This window comes from Neobacillus sp. DZ-9, from assembly GCF_059587065.1.
On record NZ_JCAIOL010000006.1, the window covers coordinates 296,392 to 316,396 of the forward strand.

Below are 20,005 nucleotides of genomic sequence, written 5' to 3' on the forward strand. Positions count from 1 at the left end.
AGTACATTTAGAAAATTTTCACAAAAAATAGGACATCCCATTTGGATGTCCTTTTTTTTACAACTCCCCGCCAAACGTAGCCACTGTCTGCCTTTCAGGAGCAAACACCTGGCCGTTCCATTTCAAGACGGTTTGTACTTCTCCAAGACTGTCAGCATTGTACCTTCCTGCTATCCTTTGATGCGCTGCCAGCTCATATAACATAGATAAAAAAGCATTCCTTATTACTAAGAAATGCTTTAGTAAATAATTTATGGGAAATAAAAATAAGAGGCCATTAGCCTCTTAAATCAATCATAACTACCTTTAATATTAACGTTTGCAGAGGACTGTAAAAATTGAAGAAATTCTTCACCTATTTGTGATATGGTGGACCCTGCTCGTCCCTGTCGAACAATTAATAATTCCAGCTCCTGGAGGATTTCCATTCTCATCCGAATTTGTTGCTCAGATAGATCAATCCCTGCTTCTTCCAACCGCTTTTTAAGAGTCAGCCTTCCAAATGAGGTTCGTTCATGCTTCCCAAATGCAAATATTTTCAGTATTTCGATACTTTCTTCTAAAAAACCATGGGCTTCAATTTTTTTAATAATATCTAAAGGGTTAATCTTATGTCCCTTCAATAACCCAAGTTTACATTCCCCGCTCATCATCCGTATATTTATTGGTAACGACTTCACTCCTATGGTATCCTCTCCCATAGAACAAATATAGGTAATACAATCATAAAGTTCCGTTACATTTCTCGGCCATCCATAACAAAGTAAATGATCCATAGCTTCATCTGTAAAAATGACATCTGTTTTTTTGAGCCTTCGTTTTAATTCCTCAATTAATGGCACAAAATCTTCCATTCTCTCCTTCAAAGAAGGGACGATGAGAGATTGGGATGTCAGCATTTCATAAAAAGGACGATAAAACGTTCCATTGTCAGCAAGTTTGTCTAATTCCTTTGTACTGCAGGCAATCAACCGTGCCTGGAATGGAATGGGTGTTGTGCCGCCAACTCGAAGAAAGTTACTTTCTTTTACAGCATTGAATATTCTAATTTGGAGTGAAAAAGGCAATTCATCTACATCTTCCAAATAAACCGTTCCATTGTTTGTTATCTCAAAAGCTCCCATTGTATGGATAAGATCTTCCTCAAACCCAAACAATTCCTTTTCCAGAATGTCAATTGGTTTTGATTTGCAATTCACAGAAAAAATAGGATCTCCGGTATGATAGGAATAATGATGAATCGCTTGTGCGAGCATACTTTTTCCTGCTCCTTTTTCACCATAAATAAATACAGGGAAAGATGTCCTTGCAAATTCCTTTGCTAGTTGAACCGTTTTTACCATGGACGTACTTTCGGCAATTACATCATCAAACGTATAACGGGAAACATTTCGAATGTCCTTCATCCGGTTCCCTTTTGTGTAATCCATTCCCTCATATTCCAATGAAAGTGAAACTAAAGATTTCATATACCTCTTAACCATCTGAGGTTGATAGTCGATACCGAGCAATTCAGCAAATTCGATAAAGGTTTCAATATCTAAAATTCTATCTCCAATATTGATCACGTTTGTTAACCCATCAGGTAATAAGTCTATCTCCCCTGGAGTTAAAATATAATCTATGTCATCCGGAATATTTTCATCAGGATTATACGGAAAGTACTCATGCTCAGAGATCGTCTCACGAAGTGAGGCAACAGCTTCTTCAATCGTTTTCTTTGTATCATTAACAACAAGTATCTTCTGACCTGGAGGGAGATTGATCAACTCTCTGCAATTAGCCATATTAATGTCTCGTTTTGCAACAATACAGGGACACTCGGGTGGAATCAGTTTATTCACGATTCCTTTAATCATAGGATGGTAAAGGAAGACAATATCATTTGGATGAACCATTTCAGGACGGATTTCCTTTAAAGTTGTAGGCTTTACTTTAATGTGTTGTCCCAAAACTTCCTTCATTTGTTTCATTACTCGTTCTAAGGACTTCTCCTGATATGCTATTATGTGAACAATTTGATTAGACATCGCTAGTATAACCTCCGAACTCCAAGTATTCCTATTATACTAGTATAAATGACACGAAACTAAATGCCCAGATGTATTTTCCCGAAGTTTCGGAATCTCTTTTTTACATACATCCGTAGCAAAAGGACACCTCGTATGGAAGGTACATCCGCTTGGCGGATTGGATGGACTAGGGATATCCCCTTTTAATATAATCCTTTCTCTTCTCAGCCGAGGATTAGGAATGGGTACTGCTGATATTAATGCCTTTGTGTAGGGATGCAATGGATTTTGATAAAGGGTCTCCTTATCAGCCAATTCAACAATTTTTCCAAGATACATGACACCTACACGATCACTTATATGTTCCACCACACTTAAATCATGCGCAATAAATAAATAGGTCAATTGAAATTCATCTTGAAGGTCTTTTAAAAGGTTTAGAATTTGCGATTGAATGGACACATCCAATGCAGAAACGGGTTCATCGGCGATAATTAATTTCGGGTTGACTGCAAGGGCACGAGCAATCCCAATTCTTTGGCGCTGACCGCCGCTAAATTCATGTGGATAACGATCGGCATGATAGGCACTTAATCCCACAACCTCTAGTAACTTATATACTCGCTCTTCCCGTTTCTCTTTAGGATACCCATGAATAATTAACGGCTCGGAGATTATATCTCCCACCTTCATCCTTGGGTTTAGGGATGCATAGGGATCCTGAAAGACCATCTGAAATTCTTTTCTCATATCCCGGATTTGATTATCGTTTAAACTGCTAATCTCTTCCCCTTCAAATAAAATCTGCCCTTCGGTAGGATCAAGTAATCTCATCAGCATTCTTCCTGTGGTAGATTTTCCACAGCCGCTTTCACCAACAAGGCCCAGCGTTTCACCTTTATTAATAGTAAAGGAAACATCATCTACCGCTTTTACAAATGAATTTTTTCTACCAAATAAGCCGCTCTTTTTAGGAAAATATTTTTTCAAGTTTTTTACTTCCACTAATGGAGTTTCCATCACTTAAACCTCCAATACTCCGCTATCTTGATAAAGCCAGCATCTGCAAGTGTGATTCTGATCAACCACGGTTAATTCAGGATCTTGTTTCTTGCATATAGCCATGACTTTACTGCACCTTGGAGCAAATTTACATCCATCAGGCATATTGCCAGGTGTCGGGACATTCCCTGGAATGGATCCTAATCGATTACTTTTTTGACCTAGTTTTGGAACGGATTCAAGCAAACCTTTTGTATAAGGATGTTTAGGATTTTCAAATATCGTATATACATCAGCCTCTTCAACCACTTTTCCTGCATACATTACGACTACACGGTCACACATTTCTGCGACAACCCCTAAATCATGGGTAATCATCAAAATCGAAGAGCTGCTTTCTTCACGTAATTTTCTCATTAAGTCTAAGATTTGTGCTTGAATGGTCACATCCAATGCGGTTGTCGGTTCATCCGCAATCAAGAGTTTGGGCTGGCACGCCATGGCCATCGCAATCATGACACGCTGCCGCATTCCACCGGAAAGCTGATAGGGATATTCATTAACAATCTCCTCCGCTCTCGGTATCCCAACGAGCTGAAGCATTTTTATGGCATGGTCACGGGCTTGTTTTTTGCTATATTTTAAATGAAGTATGATGGATTCTTCTATTTGCCTGCCAATTTTATAAACAGGGTTTAACGAAGTCATCGGTTCCTGGAAAATCATCGCGATTTCATTTCCCCTAATCATTCGCATCTCTGTTTCAGGAATCTCGACCAGGTTTTTGCCTTCAAATTCAATCGTTCCCCCTATAATCTTTCCTGGTGTATCCTTTAACAGCCGCATAACCGATAACGAAGTAACACTTTTTCCACAGCCTGACTCTCCAACTACCCCGACTGTCTCCCCTTTATGAACCGTTAAATTGACACCGTCAACAGCCCTCATAACCCCGCGGTCAGTAATAAAATGAGTTTGCAAATTCTTTATATCCAGTAATTTTTCGGCCATCACCTTACCCCTTTCTGATGGTTAATCTTTCATTTTTGGATCTAACGCATCCCGGAGCCCATCACCAAGCAGATTAAATGCAAGCACGGTCAGGAAAATAGCAAGGCCTGGAAAAAAAGTAACGTGTGGGGCGGTATTTAAATAATCCCTTCCACCGCTTAGCATTGCTCCCCACTCTGGAGAAGGTGGCTGAGCACCAAGTCCAATAAAGCTTAAAGAGGCTGCCGTTAAAATGGCTGTACCTAAACGCATGGTAAAGTTTACGATAATGGCTGAGATGGTTCCTGGAAAAATATGCTTCCAGATAATTCTTCCATGTTTCGCACCCATAGACCTGGTGGCTTCCACGTATACTGCCGTTTTAACAGCTAATGTACTACTTCTTACAATCCGCGCAAACATCGGAACACTAAAAACGGAAATCGCAATCACTACATTTCCTAAGCCTGGTCCAAGAATAGCAATAATCCCAATCGCCAGTAAGATTCCCGGGAAGGCAAAAAGAATATCACAAAATCTCATGATCATATTGTCAATCCATTTCCCATAATAACCACTAATGAGACCAAGAAAGGTTCCAGCAACTGCACCCATTAAAACAGACAATAAGCTAATAAATAAGGAGATCCTTGTTCCAATAATAATCCGGCTAAAAATATCGCGCCCATAAGCATCGGTTCCAGCCCAGTGGAGAGCCGACGGCCCCTCTAAAGTATGATTATAGTCAAATTGAGCTGCACCATATGAAGTAATATAAGGCCCAATCATACCTAAAAGAAACAGGATGCCTACGAAAACACCGGCCGCAACTGCCATTTTTTGTTTCTTAAACTTTCGCCAAAACTCCGCAGCAGGTGTATTTTTTTTTTCTTTTACTGGTTTTGGAAGCGGCCGCTCGATGACTTCCTCTATTTTCACTCCAGCCATTATTCATTCCTCCTTATTCTTGTTCATTTAGTCGTAACGAATTTGCGGATTTAAGAATCCATAGATTAAATCAACAAGCAAATTGATTAAAATGAATTCCAAAGAGAATAAGAGCATTTCGGCTTGGATGACTGGGTAATCCCTAAAGGAAACAGAGTCAATCAACAATCTTCCTAGACCTGGCCAGCTAAACACGGTTTCAATGACAATGGAGCCGCCAAGCAAAAAACCAAATTGCAATCCTGCCATGGTCACAACTGGAATCATTGAATTTTTTAAGGCATGTCCCCAAACCACGCCGCTTTCCTTTAATCCCTTTGCCCGTCCGGTGCGAATATAGTCTTCATTTAGGACGTCCATTAGTGAAGAACGAGAGAACCTGGCGATAAACGCTGCCTCCCCTGCACCTAAGGTGATAGATGGTAAGATATAACTTTTCCAAGAATCCAAACCTCCTGTAGGAAACCATCCTAAATGAACGGAAAAATATTGAATCAGCATTAATCCCAGCCAAAAGGAAGGGAGAGAGATACCAGCAATGGCTCCAAACATTCCAAGATAATCCTGCCACTTATTTCTTTTCGTTGCGGATATAACCCCGACAATTTGGCCAAATAGATAGGCCCAAATCATACTCCACAAAGTCAGCCAGAAAGTTGGCATAAACCGCTCAGAAATTTCAGTAAGAACTGGCCGTTTGGTTTTTAATGAAAGACCAAAGTTACCATGAACAATATTGGTCATAAAATTCACATATTGAGTATATAATGGCTTGTCTAAACCAAGCTCTTTCCGGACAGCATTTACATCGTCAAGTGTGGCATCCGGCCCTGCTACTAATCTGGCAGGATCGCCTGGAATCAAATGAACAAACAGAAAAATAAAAATGGAAACAAAAAATAGGATAGGTATGATTCCAATTAATCTTTTATTAAAATAGCGTAACAATTGGATTCCTCCCTTTCGGATAATTAGATGAGCGCTATATGACTATAGCGCTCACCCTCTCTTACTGTTTGATCTCAATATTCGAGACATCTAATGAACCATCTGGCAGAAGGTAAATACCGTCTAAGTAATTTTTCTTTCCTGCAATCGTATCGTCAACAGATAAGAATGCCCATGGAGCATCATTCCAAATGGCCTTTTCTAGTTTTTCATATGCTGCTTTTCGCTTATCTGGGTCTGCGGTTGCCAGTGCATCACTGATACCTTGGTTTACTTCCTGGCTGTTATAATAAGCAGTGTTATAGGATTTTGGAGGAAAAGCATCATTTCCGCCTAATAATGGGCGGATTCCCCAGTCCGCATCACCAGTCGACGGTGACCAGCCGCCATAATACAATTCAATATCAGCCTTGCTAGGGTCTTCAACGTTCCAGATTTTATCTGACTCTGTACCTGATTCCATTGGAACAATTTCCACTTTAATGCCAATTTGCGCTAACTGTTGTTGAATAAACTCCATTCCTTTAATGGCACCTGTATCGTTATTACCCCATAATTTTGCTGTAAAGCCTTGATCGTAACCTGCTTCCTTCAACAATTGTTTCGCTTTTTCGAGATTAAACTGATACGGCTGTTGTTTTGCGTAAAACTGTACGTTTGGAGCAATAATGGAATCTAATGGAGTCGCAAAACCATTCATTACAACCTTTATAAATGCATCCTTGTTAATCGCATAGTTAATGGCCTGTCTAACTCGGACATCATTGTACGGTTTCTTTAATGTATTCATGGATAAATACCGGACGATAATGGATTGAGCATTTTCAACTACAATTCCACTTTTACCATTAATACTTTCCGCCTGTTCAGATGGTACTGGGTAAATAAAATCTGCTTCACCAGTTTGCAGCTTGGCTACACGTGCTCCATTTTCAGGTGTTGGTTTGAATGAAATGGAATCTACTTTTGGATAGCCTTTTCTCCAGTATTGATCATTTTTAACTACCTTTAAATGGTCACTTGGATCCCATTCAGCAAATTTAAATGGACCTGTTCCAACTGGATTTTTTGCAACATCTTTTCCATATGTCTCAAGTGCTTTTGGGCTGATCATCATCGCAGCAGGATGTGCAAAGGTATTAATCATCGCACCGAATGGCTGGCTTAAGGTCACTTTTACCGTATTCTCATCAACAACCGTTGTTTCTTTTACAAGCTTAAAGAGACTATGACGTTTTAAGTTAAGGGTTGGATTTGCAAGCCGGTCAATATTGACTTTAACGGCTTCTGCATTAAATGGTGTTCCGTCATGGAACTTGATGCCTTGTCGCAACTTAAAGGTAAATTCTGTTGCTGCAGGATTTACTGAATAGCTCTCAGCAAGGACAGGAACTACCTTCATGTCCTTGTCAAATCCTAACAAACCTTCAAGCATTGTTTTCTGAGCGGAGTAGGATAAAGTATCATTCGTATCGTGAGGATCCATGCTGACAAAAGTATTAGCAACAGCAATCGTAATATCTTTTCCTGTTTTTTTGGCAAGCGTTTGTGTCGTGGCTGGTTTAATATTTTTTTTGCCATTCGATGTGTTACTTGATGCACTGTTTGAATTGCTGCAGCCAATTAAGAACATGCTGCACATTACAAAAGCGGCAATAAGTAAAGTTAATGAACGATGTTTCAAATAAAATCCCCCTTTGAATATTTAAATTTAACTTAAAAGTGCGGTTGCACTTTGAAGCTTGAAGTCAGCAACTAACTCCCCAATTTCCTCTTCGCGGCAATTATGCAATTTTGGTCGATAATGGTTCATTAGTAACTCAATCTGTTGCTCTGATAATAAATTCAATTGTTTTAAGACTTCCACTGCAGCCGGATAAGCTGCTCGTCCATCTCCATCTTCGATTTTTACCGCAATTCCGATTCCTTTTTCCAAATCCCCAATGCAATAAACGCCCTCAGCGCCTGCCTTGCCAATAAATCTTCCTTTTCCAGCTTTCATGAAATCCGTACAAAAGCGATCTGTCCCCCCCACCATTTCGGGTGCTGTAACCATCGACTTCGTAATTCTCCTAATTGCATTCCTGCGTTTTTCTGGAAGTTCATCTGGCCGGGCTAGTTTGGCATAGCCATGAGCCAAATTTTCAAGCGGCACCCCATGTACAGGAACACCACAGCCATCAATTCCAATTTCTATTTGATCATTTGGATATTCGGTCATTTCACTTACTGCAGCTAGTATTCGCTGCTGAACAGGATGATTGAAAGAATAGTAATTTTCAAGCGGTTCATTCATTTGTTTTGCTGTAATCAACATCCCCGTATGCTTCCCTGAACAATTATTGTATAAAGGGGTTACTTCTTTACCTTGAAGAATAAGTTCTTTGTATGTATCCGGCCAGCGTGGAGGATGGGTGCCGCATTTTAGACTGGTATCACCAATCCCGGCTTTTCCAAGTATTGCAAGAACACGATCCGTGTGCATTTTTTCTCCATTATGAGATGCACAACATAAGGACAAGTCTGCATCACTAAATTCATAATGATCTGCAGCTCCTGTCTCGACGACTGGAATAGCTTGAATTGGTTTCATTGAGGATCTTGCAAACACAATTTTCTTAGGATTTCCTGCATAATAAAGCAACTGACCTTTTGCGTCGACTACTGCCACATTTCCCTTATGAATGCTCTCAATTACATTTCCCCTTGTTACGTTTACTAACAAAGTAGATTCCACCCTATCACCCCTAATAATTGAATAGTTTGATAATTAAGAATAATCATATAATATAAATCATCCTAAAACAACCTATTTATTAAAAAATTTGGATGTTTTGATAAATTTTGTGTGTGATAGAAAAATCTTCATAGGTTTATATCATTTTTCTTTAACCTGTTTCAACCAATTTTAACGCTAATTACAAGAAGTTCACTCTGGAAAAATAGTTAGCAGAATATAGTACTCTACAAAAAGAAATAAAAAGGTCATGTGGTTTGAAGCTACCTAGCATCCGTTAAACCATAAGAACCATTGGACAAATTTTTGGTGGTTTTGGACATTTTTTTGCGGGGTTTGGATATTTTTCTGTGCACTTTGGACATTTATTAGAGGGCTTTGGAAATTTTTTAAGAGTTTTGGACAATTAAACAATTTTTGGAAAAACCTCGCAAAAAATTCTTTCTTGGATAAAAAACACCATCGGTTCTTTATTAGAATCGATGGTATGAAACATCACCTACCCGAATGGAACAGAAAATTTCAGCTACTTACTTTAATGGATTAATATCAGACAATTAATGTTAAATGAGACTCCGTTGTTGCAGCCTCTTTTATTTCAGATTTGTTTTTAACCAGATTAACAAATATACATTTTTAATTAGGGAAGATTAATAAAAACAACAATATCAGAATGAGGAGAATATAATGGAATCTGCACACATCACGAAACTTTCCGCTGCTGAAGTTGCACAAATTTGGAATAATTACATGAGCACTAGTATGTGCAAGTGTTTATTTACATACTTTTTGAAAATAGCTGAGGATAGCGATTTTCATTCCATCATTAATAACGGATTAGAATTAACGGAAACTCATTTAACAAAATTGTCCCAGATATTTCAAAAAGAAGGGTATGCAATACCATGTGGATTTAAAGTGGATGAAGATGTAAATATATCTGCTCCAAGATTATTTTCGGATAGTTTAATGATGTATATAACACAAAATATGGGTGTCATGGCTCTTAGTTTTTATGCCATTGCAAAAACATTTGCTGTTAAATCAGAAATTGATGATTATTTTACAGAATGTGTTACTGATCTAAACAAATTCAATACTGATTTCAAAAATCTTTTGTTGTCAAAAGGATTATACATTCGATCACCTATTTTGACTCCGTCAAATGAAGTACATTTTGTGAAAAGTCAAACCCTAATATCTGGATTAATAAGAAAGAAAAGACCATTAACTGCTATAGAAGTCACAAATATATTTGCAAATTTACAAAAAAATGCTTTAGGACGAACAGTAATGATGGCTTGGAGCCAGGTGGCTCAATCAAAAGAGGTAAAGGAATTTATGGTAAGGGGTAAGGAAATTGCTTCAAAACACACCAATGTATTTGGTTCCGTGTTAGAAGAAGAAGGATTACCTGTTTTAATGCCTGGAAATGCTGAACTGACTGACTCGGAAATAGCCCCTTTTTCGGATAAAATGATGATGTTTATGGCTACCACTTTAACTGCTTTAAGTATAGGATTTTACGGAACAAGTATGGCAACGAGTTCAAGAAAGGATTTGGTGGTTGATTACGTTCGATTATCGGCAGAAATTGCCTCATTTGCGGAAGACGGAGCCAAAATGATGATTGAGAATGGCTGGCTGGAAGAACCTCCCTTAGCCGTGCCATGGTGATAAATGAGAGAAACACCTTTTCATGGTGATAAACGTTTTAATTTCCTGATAAAGGTTGCCCTATTATTGTTCAGAGAGATTTCAGCAAGCAGCCTAACTAGAAAAGCAGTTTATTTATAACTCACTTTTTCCAATATAAATCTTCTGGCTTATTCAAGAAATGGGCGCTTTTCTGAAGTAACTAAAGCCTAATTTCTCTTTTATAACTCCCGAGAAATTAGGCTTTTTATATTTGTATTTCCTTAACGTTGGAAATCCGCGTTTTGCTGGTGGTACTCCTATTTTAGATGCAAAAAATACAATAAATCAGAAAAATGACGTGCAAACTAATGTCAGTTTGCACGCCATTTTCCTTGCCAGTTATGTGATATGCACCTCAAAACGGAACGGTTTAATTATTAAAAGGCAGCATTTTCATTTGAATCCATGTAAATCGTCCTGTACATTTGAAAAATGTCCTACCTTTATCTTCCATTCATTTTCTTGAAATCGGAAATCACCTTGTTAAATTTCTATATTTGAATAAAAAACAGCCAAGAAATTTGTTGGTTCTTCCCGATTAAGGTTCATTATTTTTTCTTGTCAACATTAACATTGGGTGAATCCCCTGGCCCATTTTTAGCTTTCTTATCGGATGTTCCATATATTGCATTATCTTGGGTTACTTTTGCTCCCTCTAAAAAATTGTCCTTTGTTTTCATTTTTTCAGCTCCTGAATATAAGTAAAATCGCTGTAACTTTCATATTATTGGTTGAAAAACAGGAAATATACAAAATGAATCGGTCATGGCCAAATTTTTGAAATGCTTTCATTATTACTTTCGAACTCATTCTTTCAACTATTGCAATTCCCCTCCAAAGGTAGCCACTGTCTGCCTTTCAGCAGCAAACACCTGGCCGTTCCATTTCAACACGGTTTGCACTTCTCCCAGACTGTCAGCATTGTACCTTCCTGCTATCCTTTGATGCGCTGCCAGCTCATATATTCCGTCCCTGTTTATATCAACTGGATATAAGGCTGCCAAAGGATTAACCCAGCCATTAATGGGCGCCTTCAAAATACCTTGTGGGTTATAAATTTCCGATAGATATTCCTTCCCCTTGTAAGTTAGGTCAAGAATATACTTTTGTTTGAGATGATAACTGATCACCTTTGCTTTGTATTGATTTTCATATGTCACATCATACTTATAGGATTCATTGAATGTATCCGAATCAAAAATCTGCCTTAATTGACCGTTAATAGATGAAAAAATATACGCGTAAATAGTACCGCCACTTCCTCCGGTATCAATGACCACTAAAATATCATCGCCATTTTTACCTGTAAAATCACCAAGAAAAAGAGTTGGATTGTATCCAGCGTTATTTTTAAAATTGATGTATTCATATTTATGTGTTCTCCCATTTTGGACAACCAAGGTGATATCCTTCCAAAATGGGCTATCAGGGGTTTTATTCGCAGTAAGAAAAACATTATCCTTTATCCCGTCTCCGTCGATATCCCCCCTCTTTATCGTTACGACGGAGGGACTGTTGGTGCGCATGTTTCTTTGATCAGCAGATTGCAGTCCAGCCCGTATTTCTAAAAGTTTGTGTTTTGAAGGATATGGATTTGGAAAGGACAAAGCCATATCAATCGTTTGCACTGCTTCATTTATTAATCCGGCTCTTGCCTGCGTATTAGCCAAGCAGTACCAATAAAAAGGATGATTCACTTCACGAATTTTTGTGTAATAGTGATGGAGCTCTTTATTGAAATCATTGGTTCCCATTTCCATCCCCACCTGTCAAATTAGTATCCATTTAGATTTATATGTGGGATTTTGAGTAGCATTCCATCGCTAATGTCAATTGAACCACGAGAATCGCCCTGTAAAAATCTATGATATAATAGGAAAAAATCAAAATCAGTGAGAGAAGGATTTTATATTTATGAAAAAATCTTGCAGTGAATCTAGAACAATTCAAACCGACGGGGTCCTGCCCAACGACACAAACCCGCACCAGACTCTTTTCGGAGGCGCTCTGATGAGCCGAATTGACCGGGTTGCTGGTATTGCCGCTGTCAAACACTGTGGAAATCCCGTTGTGACCGCAAGTACCGATTCGGTCGATTTTTTGCACCCGATCACCCTTCAAGATGCAGTCACATTAGAAGCCTTTGTCACTTGGACCGGGAATACATCGATGGAAGTATTTGTAAAAGTGACAGCGGACAACTACTTTACAAGGCAAAGCCGGGTTGCGGCGACTTCGTTTTTAACTTTTGTATCGTTAGATGAAAAAGGGCAGCCGGCCCCGGTGCCTTCTGTTTATCCCGAATCAGAGGAAGAGCACTATTTGTTTAATACCGGAATAGAACGGTCCATTACCAGAAAGCTCCGAAGAGAACAAAGCAAGCATCTAGCACATACGTTTGGCGGAAAATGAGGATCCCCGTATCTAAAGCTCGGGAGGACATACTATCACTTCCTAAATCTATTAAACCTAAAAATGTAAAAGCCTGTCCTAAAATGAGGACAGGCTTTTACACAAAGTTAGTTGTTTAATTGCTAATAAAAACACTTTATGGGATAACTTTTTCGTCAAAACGTTACTTCTGTATGATCTGAATAAGGTTGCCGCATGTATCGTCGAAAACAGCTATAGTGAGATTTCCCATTTTTGTCGGCTCTTTAGTAAACTTCACGCCATTCTCCAATAATCGTTCATACTCTTTACGAATATCTGCGACGCCAAACATTGTTGCTGGGATGCCTTCGGCAAATATCTTCTTTTGATATTCTTTGGCTGCTGGATGGTTATTCGGTTCGAGCAAAAGCTCGGTACCTTCTTGGTCCTCGGGTGAAACAAGCGTAATCCACCTAAATTCTCCTAAAGGAACGTCATGCTTTTTTACAAAGCCGAGGTTTCCTGAATAAAACTCCAGTGCCCTGTCTTGATCTTGTACGAATAAACTGGTAACAATGATTTTCATATGTTTTTGCCTCCTTTAAGATTTGCTATGTATATTACTTTGGTAACAATCTGGCTACAAGCAAAACAACCCAAAAATCCGTTAAATTTCTTATTCAGTATTTATCATAACACTTTAATCAGTATTTCGAAATCAAGTATTCAATAACCCTCCCCGTTTGTTCAATAAGAAACAAGAAGCTGCATACCTTCAACTCCTTGTTCAGCAACCGCACTTCAGCCCCACCCCCATAATTCCTTAGAAACCCCAATATAAATTAATAGTCACTTAAGATAGTTTTAATCTCTTCTTAATAAAAACTGAAAATCATTATACTATAGTTGATTTAGGTGATGAAAATATGATTTTGATAATAATGGTTACCAAAAAGGAGATGAGTTTTTGACAAAAAAATTATCAGCTACTCAAAATACGGTACTGCAAGAACCAGTCGTAAAACAATTGTTTAGCAAGGTGCCAGAAGTAACTATTTTCTTCTGGATCATTAAGATCTTATGTACAACTGTCGGTGAAACGTTTGCCGATTTCCTTAACTTCAACCTTGGATTTGGATTAACTAACACTACGATCATTATGGGAATAGCATTTTTCATTGCGTTGGTTCTTCAATTTAGAGCAAAGAGATACGTTCCAGGCATTTATTGGACAACGGTTGTGCTAATAAGCGTATTTGGAACGTTGGTAACAGATAATTTGACAGACGGTATAGGTGTACCTCTTGAGATAAGCACAGCCGTCTTTTCCGTACTTCTAGGATTAACTTTTCTATTTTGGTATCTGAGTGAAAAAACACTCTCGATACACTCGATCTTTACAACAAAAAGAGAAGTATTCTATTGGCTTACCATTCTTTTCACATTTGCACTCGGAACTGCAGTCGGTGACTTATATTCCGAACAACTAGGACTTGGCTATCTTAATACAGGAATAACCGTCATTATTATCATATCTTGTATATTCTTAGCATGGAAAATGAAACTTGATGGTGTACTAGCATTTTGGATTGCGTATATTTTGACTCGTCCTCTAGGAGCATCATTAGGAGATTTCCTTTCTCAACCCAAAGTTAATGGCGGATTAGGGTTGGGTACAACTGTGACTAGTGTCATTTTCCTTGTAGCTATCTTAGCGATTATAGTTTTTCTTGCTGTTACAAAAATTGATATAAATGCAAAAAACGAAACAGCAAAAACAGCCCCAACTAAAGGAAGCAAGAAAAATGTTATGACCCAAACCATTGCGGCACTTTGTATTTTCTTAATTGTTGGTATTGGTGGTTATGTGTGGAGAAGTAAAGATATAGCATCGCAAACAGTTTCTTCACAAGCTTCATTAGGTGGACAATTAACAGGATTTATTAAAATCGAAAATGATATGCTAACGGAAGTAAACTCAAATAACTTTAGTTCGGCTAAAACAAGTGCGGATGATTTAGAACATCAATGGGACACATCAGAAGCTAAGCTTAGAAAGATCGATGGCACCACATGGACTAAAATTGATGGTACGATTGACGTTGTATTAGCAGCTGCTCGTTCGTCCAATCCAGATGCCAGCAAGTGTAAAGTTGCACTAAACAATTCGCTCAGTGTCCTAAAATCCGTAAATAAATTATCAGCGAATGCTTCTTCAACAACATTAGTTGGACAATTAACAGACTTTGCTACAATTGAAAATATTATGTTAAAAGATGTTAACTCCAATAACTTTTCTTTAGCGAAGAAAAGTGCCGACAATTTAGAACATCAATGGGATTCATCAGAGCCTAAACTTAGGAAAATAGATGGTACCACCTGGACTAAAATTGATGGAACCATTGACGTAGTGTTGGCTGCAGTTCGTTCATCAAGTCCTGATGTCAGCAAGTCCAAATCTGCACTTACAAATTCGCTTAGTATCATAAATGGTGCAAATAAATAGAAATCCTTAGGAATCGCAAAAGGCGGTTCCTTTTTTATGAGACAACCCCATTTTAAGTGTCTAATGCGAAAAAGTCCACGTTATTGAACAATCCTACCCCGTTAGTTAAGGAAGAAATAAACAAAGAGCGACTTCTGTCACTCTTTTTAACTATTTTATGATCTTTGTTTATTCTGTTTGTAAATATAATCGATCCTGTTCATTGTCCTATATCCTAAAATACCAAGGATTATTGTATATATTGTTGTTAAAATTAAGCCAAGTATAGCAATCCAAAATAATGATGTTAACTTCTTTTTTTTGTTAAGCACACCAATAACCTCCACCAATTAATCCTTATTATCTTGCACTTATTAAGGGAGATTATCCAAAATAAACAATTGATAGGAGCGATCACTCAACCACTCATTCTAATTTTAATTTAAGCTCAAAGAGATTCTGAGTGTCGTTTTGATCGCTAAAATGTTGTGAAGGGTTTTACTTAAAGTATTATGAGTGGAACTGAACAAAGCCATGATTTGAATTTGGCTCAATTTTTACTTCTTATTTTTGGGTACTTATTAATATAGGTATCTCCACCAGCAAGTAGTTGTTTTGTTTCTACATCATATATTGCACATCTTCCCCTAAACTCTTTATCTGTATCTTTAAAAGAATAGAAAAAATATACTTGTCTATCTGGACTGACTGCCTGATTATATTCCATTTTTATATCTGGGTAGGTAGTAAGAATACCATTTCCATCCCAAGTTATATAATTAAATTTTTCCACCTCATGAAACAATACCTTTTTTCTAAAATTTATTGATTCATTGGGCATGTCTTTAAAAAGAGCAGTATCCATGTTTCCAAGTTTATTCTTATGTTTTTTGTAAAACTCATAATGTTTTCTGTAAAACTGCTGATGAACTGGATAACTCCTTTTCCTTAATGCCTCATAAAATTGGTCTACAGTTTCAGTAAATACTTTTCCTTTATTTTCAGGGTATATGTAGTTTATTTCTTGCTTTACAGATTCCTTAGCTGATATTAGATTACTTTCTGCGTGAGCTTGCTGCCCTGTTGCCATTAGAATAGATATGGCAAAAATGCTGAATAAAACTTTGGGTGTCATGTTATAAGCTCCTTCATGTTAAATCTATTTACTATTGCCTACAAAAAGCTTCATTTTGTTCATTGGATATTTTTTCAGTACGATCTACATTTTCCAAATGAAATTCGAATGGTTTCTCTGGACCAATAGGACTATCCGTGAAAGTTATGATATATAAATCATTGGGAGGATTATGAGGTCCCGTAAAAGTAATTAATCCTACCTTAATTAAATGCTTATTATCAATTCTTTTAATACTGAGAATTTTTTTGCAATCATATAATCTGTTTGTTATTTTTAATAAATGTGAAGCATAATGCTGAAATAAAATGTCTTCCATCATTTCTTCCTTTGTCGAAGTCGGATTAGCTCTATTTTCTGCATATGCTTCAGTATCACTAGCTAAAACAAATATCAATAAAGCTAAGAAACATTTCTTCATCATCTTTACTCCTTTTTATTTAAACTTCCCCAAAAGAAGAGAATAATAGGTATCTTATACGATATAACTATCAAATTTTCCTAAGCAACTAACCAGCTTATGTTAGTGAAACAAAAAAAGAGCTGCCGTAGCACCCCATTCTTAACATCTTGCTCCCGTTAGTGAAACAAGTTAGTTTCTTATAACTGCAAACTCATAGTAATTGTCCTAATGCTAAATCCCAATTTTTCATACAGTTTAATTGCTTGATTCCCTGCAAATGCACTTAGACGGATTTCTGAATATCCATCTTGTTTTAGATGGTCAATACCTGCTCTCATTAACAGTTTGGAAATCCCATTCCCTCTAAATTCTTCTAAAACAAATAGTTCGTAAATAAATCCATTCATCATATCAGTAAATGGGTCTTTGCTAGACCCTATAAGAATCCAGCCCATTAATTTATCGTTTTCTGTTGCTATTAAATAATAGCTTCCCTTTTCCAAAAGTGGTTTAACAAGTTGGTCAATTTTTTCTTTCGTAGGTTCTACTTCACCTAACGTGCCATCAAAAACAGCTTGTGGCGAAAGAGAAAATACCTTTTTTAGTTCAAAATCATTAGGTTTTCTAATATCCATTAATTGAATCATTCCTTTAATTTCCTTTTATTCAGTTTAGCATAATATCCCAATAATTCTCCTCTAAAGGCTATTACTTATACAATACATTTTCATCCCATCATGTCGATGGTTGATGGGATGAATGATCATTTCTAAACTGCCTAGGGGTTAAACCTGTGTATTTTTTAAATACTTTTATAAAATAACTTTGATCATTGAAATTTAACCAAGTGCTGATGTCTGAAATCGAATAACTTGATATGGCCAACAGCTTTTTTGCTTCGTCTACTCGTTGTTGTTGAATATATTCACTTATAGGAATACCCACTTCTTTTTTAAAAAGAGATGATAAGTAATTGGGACTTAATCGACACATTTCTGCAAGTTGTTCCAATGTAATGTCTCCATAAAGATGGTTGTAAATATATTGTCGACAAGCAGTTATGGGTGCAGAATATTTTTCTACATTTAAACCGTGAACACGATTGGTAAAATCACTTATGGCTTCTTCCGTTAATCTCAATATGGCCTTTAAGTTTCCTAATTCCTCAATTTGTTGAATATAATAATCACTTAAAGTAAAGGCCGTTTCCTCATTTAAGCCCCCTTCTATGGCAGCTCTGCAAACAAGGGCAATGCCCGTTATCATTAAATTTTTTTCACTTCGTAAGCGATTCCGTCTCGACAATAATCCTAATTCTGCCTCACCCACAATAGAGTAATCGAAGATATCCTTTAATTTATCGATCCGCCCGTTTTTGACATAATCAAGCAATACCCGTTCATAAGAAAGATTGGAATGAAAAATGAAATTCCTTCTCCCTTTTGAAAGCTCAACATCTAAATTCTCTGATTGTATAACACCGAGGTCTATCGCTTTATTGTTTTCTAGCACCAACGTTTTATCTAACGCTTTACGATAAAGCAAATAATAAACCATTAAACTAATCGATAGTAGCTGATGATGGTCCATAATGGGGACGGCTTGATAATATTCAATTAGATTTCTTTTATTTATGATTCCTTTAAAAGCATCTATGATCTTTGTAATATTTTCATCCGATATTTCGGTCTCAAGGGTAGGTCCTACAATAATAGTACCTAAAAAATAGTTCGATTTTTTAAGATTCACAAAGAAAGAATTCAAATTTGAATTTGAAAAAAAGATAGGGAACTCACTCGGATCCTCTTCATACGTATATACACTTATCTGCTCTTTAAATGGAACATAATAGGGATTACTCCGTAGGTCACTACTTGAAAATTCGTACTCGAACTCACCAAATCCATTGACATAATAAACTGGTATTCCATGAACTTCCCAAATAAGCTGGCATATATATTGCATATCCTCCATGGATATTTCCATCTATTTCATCTACTCCATCCCTTTTTTAAATCGTTTACATTATTTATTTTATTACAATAAGAAAATACTATTATCCGTAGAATAATACAATAATTCATTCTTAATCAGCAATAAAATAGATGATGTAAGAAATCATAAACAAAGGGGAAATGAACATGGAATTAGCAAATAAAATTGCGGTTATCACTGGTGCAGGAAGTGGCATAGGAAGAGCAAGCAGTTTAAAACTTGCTAGTAACGGAGCAACCGTTGTCTTAGTTGATTTCAATAGAGAAACAGGAGAAGAAACTTTAAAACTTGTGAAAGAGCAAGGTGGAGAAGGAATTTTCGTTCAGGCAGATGTATCGAAAAGTGAAGATGTGCAAAACTATGTAAATAAAGCAGTCGAAACATATGGCCACATTGATATATTTTTCAATAATGCAGGTATTATCCAAAAGTTCGCACCTTTCACTTCAGTAGAAGAATCTGAATTTGACCGGATTATGTCTGTTAATGTAAAAGGAGTATTCCTTGGATTGAAATATGTCCTAAAAGTGATGGAAGAGCAAGGAAGCGGATCGATTATTAACACAGCTTCTACTGCAGGAATTCGTCCTGAGCATAGTGTTGCTGTATATTCTGCAAGCAAACATGCAGTTATCGGTTTAACGAAAGGTGCTGCATTAGAATATGCTAAAAAAGGAATCCGTATTAATGCACTTTGCCCAGGCGGTGTTCAAACAGCGTTAACCGCTAGTGTTACTGAGCAGTTTGAAAAAGGCGGTTATGTTCCAGAAGAATTTTCAAATATGAGAATGGGTCGTTATGCTGATCCGAACGAGCTTGCTGAAATGGTTGTTTTCTTAGCATCAGATAAAGCAAGCTATATGACTGGTTCAATTGCACTTGTAGATGGTGGTTTAACTCTATAAGCAATTGAAACATCATTCGGGGGGTCATCATTTCTGAGTATATTCTTGAGATGCTATAATAGAATAAATGACAAAGAAGGTCCTTTCAATGATGAATCCCCAGCATAGAATTTTTATTAGAAAACTTAGCTCCGTGCAAATGTATACAATGAAGCATTGTGCGGAGCTTAATCAGGAAGCCTAATGCTTCCTCTATTCATTGGCAAATAGCTTGCTAAAAAAGTGTAGTATTACTTTGCTTATTTGCGTATGACTATTTGCTGATGAATAATTGATTAAAGGGCCAGAGACAATGCTTTGTCTCTGGCCCTTTGTTTTGGAATATTTCAATAAGCTTTCACCACATTGAAATAGTATTTGTTGGATCTATCAAT

At 37.1% G+C, this 20,005-nt stretch carries 18 protein-coding genes and 1 pseudogene; 4 read left to right on the forward strand and 15 right to left on the reverse strand.

Features of this window, described 5'->3' with window-relative positions; all coding sequences use genetic code 11:
* Positions 1–57 precede the first annotated feature (57 nt).
* The 8 genes and pseudogenes from AC59HZ_RS18940 to AC59HZ_RS18975 form a co-directional block, all read right to left on the reverse strand.
* Positions 58–201: pseudogene (locus tag AC59HZ_RS18940) on the reverse strand (YybI family spore inner coat protein); the annotation flags it as partial.
* 89 nt (positions 202–290) lie between these two features.
* A complete protein-coding gene (locus AC59HZ_RS18945) occupies positions 291–2,030 on the reverse strand; it encodes a sigma 54-interacting transcriptional regulator (RefSeq protein WP_496547348.1) in 1,740 nt (579 codons plus the stop codon).
* A gap of 39 nt (positions 2,031–2,069) precedes the next feature.
* On the reverse strand, positions 2,070–3,032 hold the full coding sequence (locus tag AC59HZ_RS18950; protein ID WP_496547349.1) for an ABC transporter ATP-binding protein: 963 nt from the start codon (positions 3,030–3,032) through the stop codon (positions 2,070–2,072).
* A gap of 3 nt (positions 3,033–3,035) precedes the next feature.
* A complete protein-coding gene (locus tag AC59HZ_RS18955; RefSeq protein WP_496547350.1) occupies positions 3,036–4,025 on the reverse strand; it encodes an ABC transporter ATP-binding protein in 990 nt (329 codons plus the stop codon).
* A gap of 21 nt (positions 4,026–4,046) precedes the next feature.
* Positions 4,047–4,952 (reverse strand): ABC transporter permease subunit, encoded by a 906-nt coding sequence (locus tag AC59HZ_RS18960; RefSeq protein WP_496547351.1) that lies wholly within the window; start codon positions 4,950–4,952, stop codon positions 4,047–4,049.
* Positions 4,953–4,979: 27 nt separating this feature from the next.
* Positions 4,980–5,900 carry a glutathione ABC transporter permease GsiC gene (gene gsiC / locus AC59HZ_RS18965; RefSeq protein ID WP_496547352.1) on the reverse strand — a complete coding sequence of 307 codons (921 nt, stop codon included), beginning with the start codon at positions 5,898–5,900 and terminating at the stop codon, positions 4,980–4,982.
* A gap of 61 nt (positions 5,901–5,961) precedes the next feature.
* The gene (locus AC59HZ_RS18970; protein ID WP_496547442.1) at positions 5,962–7,542 is read right to left on the reverse strand and encodes a glutathione ABC transporter substrate-binding protein; all 1,581 of its coding nucleotides are present in this window, start codon (positions 7,540–7,542) and stop codon (positions 5,962–5,964) included.
* 69 nt (positions 7,543–7,611) lie between these two features.
* Positions 7,612–8,637, reverse strand: a complete 1,026-nt coding sequence (locus AC59HZ_RS18975) for an asparaginase (RefSeq protein ID WP_496547353.1) — start codon at positions 8,635–8,637, stop codon at positions 7,612–7,614.
* A gap of 687 nt (positions 8,638–9,324) precedes the next feature.
* Here AC59HZ_RS18975 and AC59HZ_RS18980 point away from each other — a divergent pair.
* Entirely contained in the window at positions 9,325–10,314 is a 990-nt protein-coding gene (locus AC59HZ_RS18980; protein ID WP_496547354.1) for a DUF3231 family protein, read from the forward strand.
* 569 nt (positions 10,315–10,883) lie between these two features.
* Here the strand turns inward: AC59HZ_RS18980 and AC59HZ_RS18985 are convergent.
* Both AC59HZ_RS18985 and AC59HZ_RS18990 read right to left on the reverse strand, forming a co-directional pair.
* Complete coding sequence (locus tag AC59HZ_RS18985) at positions 10,884–11,015, reverse strand: hypothetical protein (protein ID WP_496547355.1); 132 nt, start codon at positions 11,013–11,015, stop codon at positions 10,884–10,886.
* 138 nt (positions 11,016–11,153) lie between these two features.
* Entirely contained in the window at positions 11,154–11,861 is a 708-nt protein-coding gene (locus AC59HZ_RS18990) for a YybI family spore inner coat protein (RefSeq protein ID WP_496547443.1), read from the reverse strand.
* A gap of 388 nt (positions 11,862–12,249) precedes the next feature.
* Between AC59HZ_RS18990 and AC59HZ_RS18995 the strand changes: the two genes are divergently transcribed.
* Positions 12,250–12,747 (forward strand): acyl-CoA thioesterase, encoded by a 498-nt coding sequence (locus tag AC59HZ_RS18995; RefSeq protein WP_496547356.1) that lies wholly within the window; start codon positions 12,250–12,252, stop codon positions 12,745–12,747.
* 163 nt (positions 12,748–12,910) lie between these two features.
* Here the strand turns inward: AC59HZ_RS18995 and AC59HZ_RS19000 are convergent, their stop codons facing one another.
* Complete coding sequence (locus AC59HZ_RS19000) at positions 12,911–13,294, reverse strand: VOC family protein (RefSeq protein WP_496547357.1); 384 nt, start codon at positions 13,292–13,294, stop codon at positions 12,911–12,913.
* A gap of 381 nt (positions 13,295–13,675) precedes the next feature.
* Between AC59HZ_RS19000 and AC59HZ_RS19005 the strand changes: the two genes are divergently transcribed.
* Positions 13,676–15,214, forward strand: a complete 1,539-nt coding sequence (locus tag AC59HZ_RS19005; protein WP_496547358.1) for a hypothetical protein — start codon at positions 13,676–13,678, stop codon at positions 15,212–15,214.
* A 529-nt stretch (positions 15,215–15,743) separates the two neighbouring features.
* Here AC59HZ_RS19005 and AC59HZ_RS19010 read toward each other — a convergent pair.
* The 4 genes from AC59HZ_RS19010 to AC59HZ_RS19025 all read right to left on the reverse strand — a co-directional run bounded on the left by AC59HZ_RS19010 (position 15,744) and on the right by AC59HZ_RS19025 (position 18,717).
* A complete protein-coding gene (locus AC59HZ_RS19010; RefSeq protein WP_496547359.1) occupies positions 15,744–16,328 on the reverse strand; it encodes a hypothetical protein in 585 nt (194 codons plus the stop codon).
* 31 nt (positions 16,329–16,359) lie between these two features.
* Complete coding sequence (locus AC59HZ_RS19015; protein WP_496547360.1) at positions 16,360–16,752, reverse strand: hypothetical protein; 393 nt, start codon at positions 16,750–16,752, stop codon at positions 16,360–16,362.
* Positions 16,753–16,928: 176 nt separating this feature from the next.
* Positions 16,929–17,366 (reverse strand): GNAT family N-acetyltransferase, encoded by a 438-nt coding sequence (locus tag AC59HZ_RS19020; RefSeq protein ID WP_496547444.1) that lies wholly within the window; start codon positions 17,364–17,366, stop codon positions 16,929–16,931.
* A 100-nt stretch (positions 17,367–17,466) separates the two neighbouring features.
* On the reverse strand, positions 17,467–18,717 hold the full coding sequence (locus AC59HZ_RS19025) for a helix-turn-helix domain-containing protein (protein ID WP_496547361.1): 1,251 nt from the start codon (positions 18,715–18,717) through the stop codon (positions 17,467–17,469).
* Positions 18,718–18,872: 155 nt separating this feature from the next.
* Between AC59HZ_RS19025 and AC59HZ_RS19030 the strand changes: the two genes are divergently transcribed.
* Positions 18,873–19,631 carry an SDR family NAD(P)-dependent oxidoreductase gene (locus tag AC59HZ_RS19030; RefSeq protein WP_496547362.1) on the forward strand — a complete coding sequence of 253 codons (759 nt, stop codon included), beginning with the start codon at positions 18,873–18,875 and terminating at the stop codon, positions 19,629–19,631.
* Positions 19,632–20,005: the final 374 nt, after the last annotated feature.

What these genes read in the sequence shown, in the direction of transcription:
- AC59HZ_RS18945 (WP_496547348.1), bottom strand. Translation starts at nt 2,030, where the DNA reads ATGTCTAATCAAATTGTTCACATAATAGCATATCAGGAGAAGTCCTTA.
- AC59HZ_RS18950 (WP_496547349.1), bottom strand. Translation starts at nt 3,032, where the DNA reads ATGGAAACTCCATTAGTGGAAGTAAAAAACTTGAAAAAATATTTTCCT.
- AC59HZ_RS18955 (WP_496547350.1), bottom strand. Translation starts at nt 4,025, where the DNA reads ATGGCCGAAAAATTACTGGATATAAAGAATTTGCAAACTCATTTTATT.
- AC59HZ_RS18960 (WP_496547351.1), bottom strand. Translation starts at nt 4,952, where the DNA reads ATGGCTGGAGTGAAAATAGAGGAAGTCATCGAGCGGCCGCTTCCAAAA.
- AC59HZ_RS18970 (WP_496547442.1), bottom strand. Translation starts at nt 7,542, where the DNA reads ATGTGCAGCATGTTCTTAATTGGCTGCAGCAATTCAAACAGTGCATCA.
- AC59HZ_RS18980 (WP_496547354.1), top strand. Translation starts at nt 9,325, where the DNA reads ATGGAATCTGCACACATCACGAAACTTTCCGCTGCTGAAGTTGCACAA.
- AC59HZ_RS18985 (WP_496547355.1), bottom strand. Translation starts at nt 11,015, where the DNA reads ATGAAAACAAAGGACAATTTTTTAGAGGGAGCAAAAGTAACCCAAGAT.
- AC59HZ_RS18990 (WP_496547443.1), bottom strand. Translation starts at nt 11,861, where the DNA reads ATGCGCACCAACAGTCCCTCCGTCGTAACGATAAAGAGGGGGGATATC.
- AC59HZ_RS18995 (WP_496547356.1), top strand. Translation starts at nt 12,250, where the DNA reads ATGAAAAAATCTTGCAGTGAATCTAGAACAATTCAAACCGACGGGGTC.
- AC59HZ_RS19000 (WP_496547357.1), bottom strand. Translation starts at nt 13,294, where the DNA reads ATGAAAATCATTGTTACCAGTTTATTCGTACAAGATCAAGACAGGGCA.
- AC59HZ_RS19010 (WP_496547359.1), bottom strand. Translation starts at nt 16,328, where the DNA reads ATGACACCCAAAGTTTTATTCAGCATTTTTGCCATATCTATTCTAATG.
- AC59HZ_RS19015 (WP_496547360.1), bottom strand. Translation starts at nt 16,752, where the DNA reads ATGATGAAGAAATGTTTCTTAGCTTTATTGATATTTGTTTTAGCTAGT.
- AC59HZ_RS19020 (WP_496547444.1), bottom strand. Translation starts at nt 17,366, where the DNA reads ATGGATATTAGAAAACCTAATGATTTTGAACTAAAAAAGGTATTTTCT.
- AC59HZ_RS19025 (WP_496547361.1), bottom strand. Translation starts at nt 18,717, where the DNA reads ATGGAAATATCCATGGAGGATATGCAATATATATGCCAGCTTATTTGG.
- AC59HZ_RS19030 (WP_496547362.1), top strand. Translation starts at nt 18,873, where the DNA reads ATGGAATTAGCAAATAAAATTGCGGTTATCACTGGTGCAGGAAGTGGC.